The 12364-nt window shown below is 50.8% G+C and carries 10 protein-coding genes and 1 other annotated feature; of the genes, 6 read left to right on the top strand and 4 right to left on the bottom strand.

Translation table 11 applies throughout. The features are described 5' to 3' along the window. Window positions 1-169 precede the first annotated feature (169 nt). Window positions 170-1882, bottom strand: coding sequence for a bifunctional isocitrate dehydrogenase kinase/phosphatase (aceK, locus tag L4C36_RS02520; RefSeq protein WP_428476206.1), 1713 nt, complete (start codon window positions 1880-1882; stop codon window positions 170-172). A gap of 243 nt (window positions 1883-2125) precedes the next feature. Further along, window positions 2126-2243: a sequence feature (Thr leader region), on the top strand. Window positions 2244-2309: 66 nt separating this feature from the next. Here aceK and thrA point away from each other — a divergent pair. Genes thrA through thrC form a run of 3 tightly spaced genes read left to right on the top strand, consistent with a single transcriptional unit; the run spans window position 2310 to window position 7013 of the window. Further along, window positions 2310-4769, top strand: coding sequence for a bifunctional aspartate kinase/homoserine dehydrogenase I (gene thrA, locus L4C36_RS02525; protein WP_428476207.1), 2460 nt, complete (start codon window positions 2310-2312; stop codon window positions 4767-4769). A 1-nt stretch (window position 4770) separates the two neighbouring features. After that, window positions 4771-5727 carry a homoserine kinase gene (gene thrB, locus L4C36_RS02530; protein WP_428476208.1) on the top strand — a complete coding sequence of 319 codons (957 nt, stop codon included), beginning with the start codon at window positions 4771-4773 and terminating at the stop codon, window positions 5725-5727. Window positions 5728-5729: 2 nt separating this feature from the next. Beyond that, on the top strand, window positions 5730-7013 hold the full coding sequence (gene thrC / locus L4C36_RS02535) for a threonine synthase (RefSeq protein ID WP_428476209.1): 1284 nt from the start codon (window positions 5730-5732) through the stop codon (window positions 7011-7013). 149 nt (window positions 7014-7162) lie between these two features. Here thrC and L4C36_RS02540 read toward each other — a convergent pair whose 3' ends face one another. Beyond that, complete coding sequence (locus L4C36_RS02540) at window positions 7163-8365, bottom strand: dicarboxylate/amino acid:cation symporter (protein WP_428476210.1); 1203 nt, start codon at window positions 8363-8365, stop codon at window positions 7163-7165. 234 nt (window positions 8366-8599) lie between these two features. Then, window positions 8600-8977, bottom strand: coding sequence for an autonomous glycyl radical cofactor GrcA (grcA, locus tag L4C36_RS02545; RefSeq protein ID WP_428476211.1), 378 nt, complete (start codon window positions 8975-8977; stop codon window positions 8600-8602). A gap of 359 nt (window positions 8978-9336) precedes the next feature. Here grcA and nfo point away from each other — a divergent pair, with 359 nt between their 5' ends. From nfo to L4C36_RS02560, 3 genes are all read left to right on the top strand, one after another. Further along, window positions 9337-10185, top strand: coding sequence for a deoxyribonuclease IV (nfo, locus tag L4C36_RS02550; RefSeq protein WP_428476212.1), 849 nt, complete (start codon window positions 9337-9339; stop codon window positions 10183-10185). A 20-nt stretch (window positions 10186-10205) separates the two neighbouring features. Beyond that, entirely contained in the window at window positions 10206-10886 is a 681-nt protein-coding gene (gene ung, locus L4C36_RS02555) for a uracil-DNA glycosylase (protein ID WP_428476213.1), read from the top strand. 136 nt (window positions 10887-11022) lie between these two features. Continuing rightward, window positions 11023-11559 (top strand): hemerythrin domain-containing protein, encoded by a 537-nt coding sequence (locus tag L4C36_RS02560; protein ID WP_428476214.1) that lies wholly within the window; start codon window positions 11023-11025, stop codon window positions 11557-11559. Between the two features lie 87 nt (window positions 11560-11646). Here the strand turns inward: L4C36_RS02560 and L4C36_RS02565 are convergent, their stop codons facing one another. Then, window positions 11647-11829 (bottom strand): DUF3545 family protein, encoded by a 183-nt coding sequence (locus L4C36_RS02565; protein WP_428476215.1) that lies wholly within the window; start codon window positions 11827-11829, stop codon window positions 11647-11649. Between the last annotated feature and the right edge of the window lie 535 nt (window positions 11830-12364).

Raw genomic sequence — 12364 nt, forward strand, 5'->3', positions numbered from 1 at the left:
CCTGTTCGATTATGATTTATTTGTCTTTCTAGTTAGCAAAATAATACTAGAATAACTTGCTGCAAAAAGACATGCACACATGTGCATGATGAGATCCTTACGCCATTTCTTCACGTAATAACGCGAAAAACTTCTGCGGAAAGCTTCTGCGCAAAACTACCGTGAAAAGCTACCGTACAAACCGGTGGCGCTGACCATACGGAAACACATCCTCAAATTGCCCGTCTTGGATATTTTGCTGCAATTGTTGCCAGTAAGCCGGATCAAACAAATCACTGTGCAGTTCATTGAACAGGGCGCGGACTTTCGGGTTGATCAGCAAAAAGGTGCGAAATTCTTCGGGAAACACATCATTCACGCCCACGCTGTACCACGGTTCGGCGGCCATTTCATCTTCTGGGTAACGCGGGGGCGGAATATGACGAAAGTGCATTTCCGTCATGTAGCTGATCTCATCGTAATCATAGAACACTACGCGCTTGTGACGGGTGACGCCAAAGTTTTTAAACAGCATATCGCCGGGGAAAATATTGGCAGCGGCCAGTTGTTTGATGGCGTTGCCGTACTCGTCGACGGCATGGCGTAGGTCGTCATCATTGGCGTGTTCAATATACATATTGAAGGGGATCATGCGCCGCTCGGTGTACAAATGTTTGATGATCACGTGTTCGTCCGTCACGGTCAGCGCGGAGGGCGCGACCAGCAGTAGCTCTTCCAGTAACGCATCACTGAAGCGGTGGCGATCAAAACTGAACTGGCGGTACTCCTGTGTATCGGCCATGCGCCCCACGCGGTCGTGTTCTTTCACTAAGCGGTACTTTTCTCTGACCACGGCATGGCTGATGTCTTTTTGTGGTGCAAATTTGTCTTTGATGATCTTAAACACGAAATCGTAAGAGGGCAGGGTGAACACTGACATCACCATGCCTTTGATGCCCGGCGCCAGCACAAACTTATCATCGGAGTGTTCAAGGTGATGGAGAAACTCGCGGTACAACTCGGTTTTGCCGTGTTTTTGGCAGCCAATAGCGGTGTAGAGTTCGGCCTTGGTTTTATTCGGGATCAGCTCCCTCAGAAAACGCACCAAGGCCGCTGGCGCAGGGGCGTACACCATAAAATAGGAGCGGGCAAAGCCAAATAAAATACTGACATCATCGACATTGCACAGGCAGGCATCGATATACAACGTGCCAGCGGGTGTTGTGAGTACCGGTAACACGAGCGGTATGCTGGCGTGATCATTGAAGCGAATACGGCCGATCAGGTACGCGGCCTTGTTACGGAAAAAGGGCTCGCGGATCATCTCAATGACGGGCGGGGAGGTGGCGGCTTGCCAGTCAGATGCCAAATGCTGGCTGATGGTGTGAATGTCTCGTGCTTTGTTTTCCCACGATAAACTGAACGGTGTGTCATCCAACACCCGTTCGATCAGGGTGGGAAGACCGGCCCCGGTGTTGTAGAGCCGTGTGAGCGCGGTGGGGTAAGACGGAATGCGCCCTTCTTGTGAGCTGTGAACAAACAACTTATCGCGGTTAATATGGCGATGGTCGAAGATACGGCAATAGACGGAATTAAAGAAACTTTCCGCTATTTCAAAGCGGGGGTAATCCAGCAGTAGATCTTCGTACGCATTTTTTACCGCCATCAGGAACGTGTGGTTGGCATAGCGGTGACCAAGCATGATAGTGATCTGTCGGGTCACCAGGCCGACATGGTGGTCATAGAAAGAGATGCGGTTTTTCAGCGCTTGTTGAACCGCGGGCCAGTCTTGCGATTCAAACCGTTCCTGTGCCCCCCCCGTGACATCCAGGAAGCGGCCATACATAGCATCAAAACCTTGTAATATCGTATGGGCAACGAGTTGTTCCATTGCTGCAGCCATTCAGCACCTCCTTTTCTGCCTTATTGTCACCGCCGCGATCATCCTAAGGATAGTGATAGCATTGGATGCTCGCCCTTGCGTAAATTTATCCATTCTTTGGCGGTTTTTCAGACAAAAACGTTACCTCGGATGACGGTTTAATGCGCGATACGGTAAAAATTGATGGTTGACTCGCCAAAGGGATTCCGGTAAACGTAGAGACAGACAGGTTATTACGGCGCTTCAGGATAATTATGTACAACGTTATCAGCACAACCACCACCATCATTATTATTACCGGCACCATGGTTGCTGGGGTGGGCTGATACGCAAAAGAATTGCAGAAAAAAGCCCACATCCCAGCGATGTGGGCTTTTTTTTACCTGAATATTGAAAAGCCCTGTGCATGACACAGGGACAGGAATTAGGACGTTGGGAGTAGTAGGGAATGCGAGTATTAAAGTTTGGCGGATCATCGTTGGCGGATGCTGACCGTTTTGCAAGAGCGGCGGACATCATTGCAAATAATGCCCAGCAAGGGGCGGTATCGGTGGTGCTCTCAGCCCCCGGTAAAGTGACCAATAAGCTGGTGTCTGTGATTGAAAATAGTATTCAACACGGCGAAGCAGAATTACAGGTGAAAGAGTTAGAGGTGGCGTTTCAGTCGCTGTTCTTGGGATTAAAAGCGCTAGAACCAGACTTTGATTTTACGTCGATGGAGGCGAAGCTCGACAGTTCACTGGGTCAGCTTAAACAGTATGTCCATGGGATCAAACTGTTGGGCCTGTGCCCGGACAATGTGTACGCCAAGATCATCAGTAAGGGTGAGCGCCTGTCGATTGTGGCGATGCAATCCTTGCTTCAAGCGCGCGGCCAAGCGGCCAGCCTGATTGATCCGGTGGCGTACTTGGCAGCCACCGGCGACTATTTGGAAGCCCATGTCGACATTGAAGCCTCTACCCAACATTTCCGTGACAAGCCATTAGCGGAAGGCCATGTGCACATCATGCCGGGCTTTACTGCGGGTAACGAAAAAGGCGAGTTGGTGACACTGGGTCGTAACGGTTCGGATTACTCGGCTGCCGTCTTGGCCGCGTGTTTGCGTGCGGAATGCTGTGAGATTTGGACCGATGTGGATGGTGTATACAGTTGTGATCCTCGTCTAGTGCCGGATGCTCGCTTACTGAAATCCTTGAGCTACCAAGAAGCGATGGAGCTGTCTTACTTTGGTGCGTCTGTCCTTCACCCGAAAACTATCGCGCCGATTGCGCAATTCCACATTCCTTGCCTGATCAAAAACAGCTTTAGCCCACAAGGGGCCGGCACGCTGATCGGTATGGATACCGGTGAAGATCAGCTCGACATCAAAGGCATCACGACCTTAAAAGATCTGACCATGGTGAACGTATCAGGGCCGGGTATGAAAGGCATGGTCGGGATGGCTGCCCGTGTGTTTGGGGCGATGTCCTCGGCGGGCGTGTCGATTGTATTGATCACGCAGTCCTCGTCGGAATACAGCATCAGTTTCTGTATTGAAAGTGCTGACAAGCTACGTGCGCAGCAAGCACTGAAAAACAATTTTGAACTTGAACTGAAAGAAGGCTTACTTGAGCCGGTTGAGTTTATGGATAACGTGGCCATCGTGACCTTGGTCGGTGACGGCATGCGTACGTCGCGTGGCGTAGCATCACGCTTCTTTACCTCGTTGGCAGAAGTGGACGTTAACGTAGTCGCGATTGCACAGGGCTCGTCGGAGCGTGCGATTTCTGCTGTGATCCCAGATGAGAAAGTCTCGGAGTCGGTCAAAGCGTGTCACGAGAATCTGTTTAACAGCCAGCACACATTGGATGTTTTTGTGATTGGTGTCGGTGGCGTCGGTGCTGAGCTGGTGGAGCAAATTCGTCGTCAGCAACCGAAATTGGCTGAAAATGGCATTGTGATCCGCGTATGTGGCTTGGCCAACAGCAAGGGCATGCTGCTCGATAGCAAAGGCCTGGCGCTGGATAACTGGCGTGATGTGATGGGCGAAGCGAAATCGCCGGTCAGCTTGGCCAGCATGCTCCAACTGGTGAAACGTAACCATATCATCAACCCTGTCATCATTGACTGTACCTCTGACCAAGGCGTGGCCGAGCAATATGCTGATTATCTGGCGGCTGGCTTCCACGTGATCACCCCCAACAAGAAAGCCAACACGGCCAGCATGGCGTATTACCAGCAATTGCGTCAGGCAGCACGTTCTACGCGCCGTAAGTTCATGTATGACACCACGGTTGGCGCCGGCTTGCCTGTGATTGAAAACCTGCAAAACTTGATGGCGGCAGGGGATGAACTGGAACGTTTCTCGGGCATTTTGTCAGGCTCCATGTCTTACATCTTCGGCAAACTGGATGAAGGCATGAGCTTTAGCGAAGCGACCACGGTGGCGCGTAACAACGGCTTTACGGAGCCCGATCCGCGTGACGATCTGTCTGGCATGGACGTGGCACGTAAGTTGCTGATTTTGGCGCGTGAAGCCGGATTAGCGCTGGAGTTGGATGATGTCGTTGTTGAAGCGGCACTACCACCGGGCTTTGACGCGGAAGGGTCAGTAGACAGCTTCATGGCACGCTTACCGGAAGCGGATGCGTATTTTGCGAATTGGTCGGCGGAAGCGGCGAAAGAAAACAAGGTACTGCGTTATGTCGGTGAAATCGATCATGGCCACTGCGCGGTGAAAATCGCCGCCGTTAACCCCGATGATCCGATGTTCAAAATTAAAGACGGTGAGAATGCCTTGGCCTTCTACAGCCGTTATTACCAGCCGATCCCGTTGGTGCTACGCGGTTACGGTGCCGGGACACAAGTGACAGCGGCTGGGGTCTTTGCGGATCTCATGCGTACGCTGGGCTGGAAATTAGGAGTGTAAGATGAGTGTTGTAGTGTATGCGCCCGCTTCGATTGGCAACGTCAGTGTTGGGTTTGATGTGCTGGGCGCGGCGGTGTCACCGATTGATGGCACCTTGCTTGGGGATCGCGTGCGTGTCGCCGCTGGCGATCAGCCGTTTACGTTGAACTGCGTCGGCCGTTTTGTCGATAAACTGCCGGCCCAAGCGGAAGAGAACATTGTGTACCGCTGCTGGCAGGTGTTTGCCCGTGAGCTGGATAAGCAAGGGCAAGCTGTTCAGCCGATTGCGATGACGCTGGAAAAGAACATGCCGATTGGATCAGGACTGGGATCCAGTGCGTGCTCGATTGTGGCGGCACTGGATGCATTAAACCGTTTTCATGATCACCCGTTGGATGAAGTGCAGTTGCTGGCCTTGATGGGGGAGATGGAAGCGGAGATCTCTGGTAGTTTGCATTATGACAATGTCGCCCCGTGTTATTTAGGCGGTTTGCAGTTCATGGTGGAAGAGTTAGGGATCATCAGCCAGCCTGTACCGTGTTTCGATAACTGGTATTGGGTGATGGCGTACCCGGGGATCAAAGTACCGACCGCAGAAGCGCGTGCGATTTTGCCTTCGCAATACCGCCGTCAGGACGTGATTGCCCATGGTCGTTACCTCGGAGGCTTCATCCATGCCTGTCATTCGCAGCAACCGGCGCTAGCAGCAAAAATGATCAAAGATGTGGTCGCTGAACCGTACCGTGAGCGTTTGTTGCCAGGCTTTGCCGATGCAAGGCAGTATGCGCTGGACGCGGGGGCATTAGCCAGTGGGATATCTGGCTCAGGACCGACCCTGTTCAGTGTGTGTGATGATCTGGGTGTGGCGAAACGTATTGCACGATGGTTGCAAGACCATTATGTTCAGAATGACGAAGGATTTGTCCATGTCTGTCGTTTAGACAGTCAGGGCTCAAAAGTAACAGGAAGTGAGCTGTAAGCATGAATTTATATAACCTCAAAGATCACCAAGAGCAGGTTTCGTTTGGCCAAGCTGTCCGTCAGGGCTTAGGTCGTCAACAAGGACTGTTTTTCCCTGAAACGCTCCCCGTTTTTGATGACGTTGACGCGTTGCTGGAATTGGATTTTGTCGCGCGCAGCAGCAAAATTTTATCCGCATTCATTGGCGAAGAGCTAACCGCAGAAACGGTCGCCCAGATGGTGGACAATGCCTTCCAATTCCCGGCGCCGATCGCCCAAGTGAAAGACGGCGTGTATGCGCTTGAACTGTTTCATGGCCCGACGCTGGCGTTTAAAGACTTTGGTGGCCGCTTCATGGCGCAGTCGCTGATGGCCGTGTCTGAGCGCGATGGCAAAATCACCATTTTGACCGCGACATCCGGGGATACCGGTGCGGCAGTGGCCCATGCGTTTTACGGTATGGATAACATCAAGGTCGTGATTTTGTACCCGAAAGGCAAGATCAGCCCGTTGCAGGAAAAAATGTTCTGTACGCTGGGCGGAAACATCACCACGGTGGCCGTTAACGGCACCTTTGATGACTGTCAGGCCTTGGTGAAAAATGCCTTTGATGATGCTGCGCTGCGTGAAGAGATTGGCCTTAACTCGGCAAACTCCATCAATATCAGCCGCTTGATGGCACAGATCTGTTATTACTTTGAGGCGGTCGCGCAACTGCCGAAAGAAAAGCGTGACGATCTCGTGATTGCAGTACCGAGCGGTAACTTCGGTAACTTAACGGCCGGTTTACTGGCCAAAGCGATTGGCTTGCCCGTGAAACGTTTTATTGCGGCTACGAACGTGAATGACACCGTACCACGTTATTTGCAAACCGGTGAGTGGACGCCTGCCCCGACAGTACCGACCATTTCTAATGCGATGGATGTGAGCCAACCCAACAACTGGCCACGTATTGAAGAGCTCTGCCGTTTGCAAGGCTGGGGCTTGGATACCTTGGGTTACGGTGCCGTTACGGATGAACAAACAGCGGAGACATTGCGTGAGATGGATGCAGCGGGCTATCTGTGTGAACCACACGGTGCCATCGCTTATCGCGTGCTGAATGAACAATTGGCAGAGGGCGAAACCGGCTTGTTCCTGTGTACGGCGCATCCGGCCAAGTTCAAAGATGTGGTCGATGACATCCTGAACAAAGACATTCCGTTGCCAGCGCCATTGGCGAAGCACAATGCGATGCCATTATTGTCTCTTGAGCGCGACAATGATTTCGCGCAAATCAAACAAGTGTTGCGTGACGCGCAATAACGGTTAGCGTGCGTTGAGTGTCGGCCGTTGGGGTGTATATACCTTGATTGGCGGCCATGAAAAAGGGGAGCCCTGTGGGCTCCCCCTTTGTTTGTATTTCAGTTTTTGTGTGCGGTCTTGACGACGGTTCGCTTAACGGCAACAGCGCGTTAGGCGGTTTGCTTATCGGCGGTATTCAGTGCCGCGTCGTCGGCTTCGTCATCGTGCACATCTTCACCTGCGTACTTGTCGACCCACATGGCCAACGCGCCGTCACCGGTGATATTACACGCAGTACCAAAGCCGTCTTGTGCCAAGTGCAGGGCAATTTGCAGGCCGATCATCGCTTCGGTAAAGCCCATCATTGAGCCGAGCAGACCGACGGCAGCCATCACAGCACCACCTGGTGCGCCTGGCGCGGCAACCATGGTGATACCTAGCATCGCAATGAACGGCAGGGCATCAATAAAGTTCGGTACGGTTGCATTACCTGACACCAGTAACACAGCCACACACACCGTGGTGATGCTGATCGCCGAACCGGACATGTGAATATTGGCACACAGTGGCACGACAAAGTTTGCAATGGGCTTACGCACGCCATTGTCCAGTGTTTGACGGAGTGTCACGGGTAAGCTGGCCGCAGAAGACATGGTCCCCAACGCGGTCACGTACGCAGGCATCATGGTTTTCAGTAAGCTCCATGGTGAGCGTCCGACTAATGCACCCGTACTGATAAATTGCAGGCTGAGCCACAACCAGTGCAGGACTACGATCAACGCCAACACCAAGGTGAAGGTTTGCAGGGTTGCAAACACCGTGCCTTTCACCGTCATGTCGGCAAAGACGCCCGAAATGTAAAACGGTAATGACGGCACAATGATCTTAGCGAGGAACAGTTCGATGATGTTGCGACCTTCATCGCTGATCTTACGCAGTTGCTCGCTGTTGGTCGCGCTGATCCCCAAGCCGAAGATAAAGGCGACGGTTAAGGCGCTCATCACGTCCATGATTGGCGGAATTTTCAAATCCACCAGCGGTGGCAATACACGCGCCACATTGCTGATCTCGGCACCGCCGTGCAGTAAAGGGGGTAAGACATGGCTAGCGACCAAGTAGGCCATCGCGCCTGCGCCCATGGTGGACAAATAGCTGAGGCCAACGGTGCGGCCCAGTAGTTTGCCCGAGTTCTTTGGCAGGTTGGCAATCCCGCTGGTGACAAAGAACAGAATTAATAACGGAATGGTGAAGCCAATCAGTTGGCTGATCAGCGCTTTCATGGTTATGAGGATCTGCACCAGCACATCGGGCGCAAAGAGGCCAAAGACAATACCGGCCAGAATGCCTGCAATGAGTTTTAAAATCAGTTTCATCACCAATTCCTATTGATAGGTTTGATTAGTCAGTATCAAAGCGAGCGGTGTTTTATCATTTCTTGGCGAGGTATGCCAAAAAAGGCGGTGGTTATAGGGAAAAGGGCTTAAAAAAAGTGCGCACTTGGTGGTTTAATGTGCAAGCTGGGGGCTTTATGACGGTGGAGCCAGAGGAATATCAGGCATAAAAAAACGGCATCAATGATGCCGTTTTTATACTAACAGACAGTAAAATTACAGGCTGCTAGTGAAAGTACGAGCGATAACGTCACGCTGCTGTTCAACAGTCAGTGAGTTGAAACGTACTGCGTAGCCAGATACACGGATCGTTAGCTGTGGGTACTTTTCTGGGTGCTTAGCTGCATCTTCCAACGTTTCACGCTTAAGCACGTTCACGTTTAGGTGCTGACCGCCTTCGATTTTAGCAGGAGCTTCGATTGCCACTTCACGGCTTTCGTATTCGCCAAGGTCTGCTGCTGGAATAACTTGGTCCGCTTCGAAACCTGCAGAAGCTGCAACACAGCGCGCTTCGTTAGTTTCGCTATCTAGTAGCCAGATAGAATTAAGTAGGTTGTCGTTAGCGGCTTTAGTAATTTGAATACCGGTGATCATGACTTTCTCCTTTAGAGGATGTAGTAAATTTTTCGATTTTTTGTCGAGCTTTGTATTATATATCTCGTTGGCGCTGATTGTGTATTGATTTAGATCAAATTACAACAAAAAACCTTAAAAAGTTTAGGGCTGTTTTATTGAGCTAGGTCAACTAAGCCTCACTTTTATGGGTTTAATTCGAATATTTTATCAATTAAAAAATAGTTGAATGGATCAAATGTAGTAAAATTACATCAAATTGATGAGTGAAAAAGCCGCAGAGGCTGATGTTATGGGCATTGTACGGTGCCATTTTGTAGTGAAAGACGTTGGTAAAGAACAGCTAAAAAAGACGTCATTGCATAGGAAAAAAAGTCATCATGAAACTTATTGGCGCGCACGTTTCTGCCGCAGGCGGAGTACACAAGTCTCCAGAGAATGCACGACAGATCGGGGCAAATGCCTTTGCCTTGTTTACTAAAAATCAGCGGCAGTGGGCAGCCAAACCCCTAGAGCAAGATGTGATCAACAAATTTAAAGCCTGTTGTCAGCTGTTTGGGTTTGGGCCGGAAGCGATCTTGCCGCACGATTCTTACTTGATTAATTTAGGGGCACCTGAAACCGACAAGTTGGAAAAATCCCGCGCTGCATTCATTGATGAGATGGAACGTTGCCAGCAACTGGGCCTGACCTTGCTGAACTTCCACCCGGGCAGTCACCTGAAAAAAATCAGTGAAGAAGCGTGCTTGTCGTTGATTGCGGAATCCATCAACTTGGCTCATGCCGCCGTGCCGGACGTGGTGGCCGTGATTGAAAATACGGCTGGTCAGGGCAGTAATATGGGCTGGCGCTTTGAGCACTTGGCCAGCATCATTGAGCAAGTAGACGATAAATCGCGTGTCGGGATCTGTATTGATACCTGCCATACGTTCGCGGCTGGCTATGATTTGCGCACAGAAGACGCGACGGATAAAACCTTTGCGGAATTTGATCAGATCGTGGGGATGCAATACCTGCGTGCGATGCACCTGAATGATTCCAAAGGCAAGCTGGGCAGCCACCTTGACCGTCACCACAGCCTAGGCCACGGGGAGATTGGTTTAGATTGTTTCCGCTACCTGATGCAAGACGCGCGCTTTGATAATATGCCGTTGGTCTTAGAAACCATTGATCCGGATCTGTGGCAGCAGGAAATCACCACACTGCGCAGTTTTATTCCGGCGAAATAAGTCAGTACAAGGAGCAAGTCATGCCGTCTTCCGTTACATGGCAAACCATCTTACAAGCCGAACGTGCCGAACCGTATTTTCAACACATAGAAACTTATGTGGCAGCCGAACGTGCGGCCGGCAAACACATTTATCCGCCTCAAGCGGATGTGTTCAGCGCGCTAGACAGCACACCGTTGGATCAGGTGAAAGTCGTGATCCTCGGGCAAGACCCGTACCACGGTCCGGATCAAGCCCACGGTTTGAGTTTCTCGGTTCGCCCAGGCGTGAAAGTACCGCCGTCGTTGGCTAACATGTATAAAGAACTGGCCAATGACATTCCCGGCTTCACCGTGCCGAACCATGGCTATTTGCAGCCGTGGGCTGAGCAAGGCGTGTTGCTGCTCAACACCGTCTTAACGGTTGAGCAGGGGAAGGCACATTCGCATGCGAAAATCGGTTGGGAGACCTTAACTGATCGACTGATTGCGGCGGTGAATCAACATTGTGATGGCGTGGTTTTCTTATTATGGGGCGCACATGCTCAGAAGAAGGGCAAGCAGATCGACTCGGCTCGTCACTATGTGTTGCAATCGGCGCACCCGTCGCCGCTGTCTGCTTACCGAGGGTTCTTCGGTTGCGGGCACTTTTCGCAGGCGAATACGTTGTTGAATCAGATGAACAAACCACCCGTGGATTGGATGTTAGACAATATCGCGTAATGTGATCGCATGATACGTGCTGTGTGTTTTTTGTGCGCTAATTGTTGCTTTAATAACCAAGATCAAGGCGTGATATTCAATGCGGGCATATACTTCCAGTGATAAGGATAGCAATAATCACTGGGAGGTAAGGGCAATGATATTGGATGACATTCATACCGAGCATGGCTACATCGGTCGGTTGCTTCGGTTGTTACAGCAGAAACTGGTCGCGATTGAGCAGGGTAAGGAAGTCGATTACACCTTGATCAAAGACACGGTGGAGTATCTGCAGCACCATGCGGAACGCTGTCATCATCCGAAAGAAGATGTGCTCTACCATTATTACCAAGCGCATTATGCTGATCAGAACGGCCAGTTAGACAGCCTTGAACGTGAACACGAGGAGTTGGCGGGTTTAACCCGTGAATTTGCCGATACGGTAGAGATGATTTTGATGGATGCGGTGATCCCGTTGGATTTGTTTGCTGAGAAACTCACGACGTTTGTTGAACGGCAAAGGGCGCATTTAGAGTTTGAAGAGCGCCAGATTATCCCGCAAATTCGAGAGCGTTTTACGGAACGCGATTGGCTAGCGGTATCCGATCTGTACGAAGAGTGCGGTGGCGACCCGTTATTTGGGCAACAAGTGTCTGAACGTTATCGAAATTTGGCTGCACGCTTGCACCAATAAATCTGTCACGAGCGTGATGAACGGCCCGAAAAGAAAAAGAGCCGGCAGTATGTCGGCTCTTTACTTTACATGTCCAAAACGGAAACGTTAGAAGTCAATATCGTTATCGGGTGAGTCCCTGAAGATATCAATATCGGCCAATTCACGACGGAGTCGTTGTCTGTCTTTTAACGCTTCAATCTCCCGCCATTTACGTTTTACGGGCTTACTGCGCGAGCCACGGCTGGGCATGTCTGTTGCGAGAATATCATCGAATGCATAGCTGTCCATAGAGCACCTCATCATTAATCATCGCTCGGTATTTAAATATCACAGTCTGCCCCACCATAAAATTGACGTGTTTCGCATTTGTTGCTTATTGATGAAAATTTTATGTGTCATGGCGCGATGAATGCGAGAGGCTGCTTAAATAATGACCAGTGAACGATGGTGAAAGGCGCTTATAAATCATCAATCAAGCTGCTTTTGTAGGCACCTAAGAGGGAGCAAGGGGGATTGGCGCATTATTCTTAAGTGGGATATTGATTTTTGCAGGCTAAGTTTGCATGATCGTCTGCCATCTACAGTGATGATCAGCCTGATACGACGTTCACGTTAACCGTGAGGCGTACGCAGTGACACTTCGATAACATCGTGGCTGTAGTAGGCGGTTCTGCATTTCGCATCTCTCTGCCGCTGTCATTTACCACATTATAAAACTAAGGTTGTAGTACTTACCGGTTGCGCGTGTCACAGGCCGTAATAGCCCATTGACCGGTGGCATTGCAGCATTTCCCTGTTTGTTTGTCGTTGGGTTGAATCCACC

Source organism: Photobacterium japonica, assembly GCF_050337005.1.
GTDB lineage: Bacteria > Pseudomonadota > Gammaproteobacteria > Enterobacterales > Vibrionaceae > Photobacterium > Photobacterium japonica.

What these genes read in the sequence shown, in the direction of transcription:
- aceK (WP_428476206.1), bottom strand. Translation starts at nt 1,882, where the DNA reads ATGGCTGCAGCAATGGAACAACTCGTTGCCCATACGATATTACAAGGT.
- thrA (WP_428476207.1), top strand. Translation starts at nt 2,310, where the DNA reads ATGCGAGTATTAAAGTTTGGCGGATCATCGTTGGCGGATGCTGACCGT.
- thrB (WP_428476208.1), top strand. Translation starts at nt 4,771, where the DNA reads ATGAGTGTTGTAGTGTATGCGCCCGCTTCGATTGGCAACGTCAGTGTT.
- thrC (WP_428476209.1), top strand. Translation starts at nt 5,730, where the DNA reads ATGAATTTATATAACCTCAAAGATCACCAAGAGCAGGTTTCGTTTGGC.
- L4C36_RS02540 (WP_428476210.1), bottom strand. Translation starts at nt 8,365, where the DNA reads ATGAAACTGATTTTAAAACTCATTGCAGGCATTCTGGCCGGTATTGTC.
- grcA (WP_428476211.1), bottom strand. Translation starts at nt 8,977, where the DNA reads ATGATCACCGGTATTCAAATTACTAAAGCCGCTAACGACAACCTACTT.
- nfo (WP_428476212.1), top strand. Translation starts at nt 9,337, where the DNA reads ATGAAACTTATTGGCGCGCACGTTTCTGCCGCAGGCGGAGTACACAAG.
- ung (WP_428476213.1), top strand. Translation starts at nt 10,206, where the DNA reads ATGCCGTCTTCCGTTACATGGCAAACCATCTTACAAGCCGAACGTGCC.
- L4C36_RS02560 (WP_428476214.1), top strand. Translation starts at nt 11,023, where the DNA reads ATGATATTGGATGACATTCATACCGAGCATGGCTACATCGGTCGGTTG.
- L4C36_RS02565 (WP_428476215.1), bottom strand. Translation starts at nt 11,829, where the DNA reads ATGGACAGCTATGCATTCGATGATATTCTCGCAACAGACATGCCCAGC.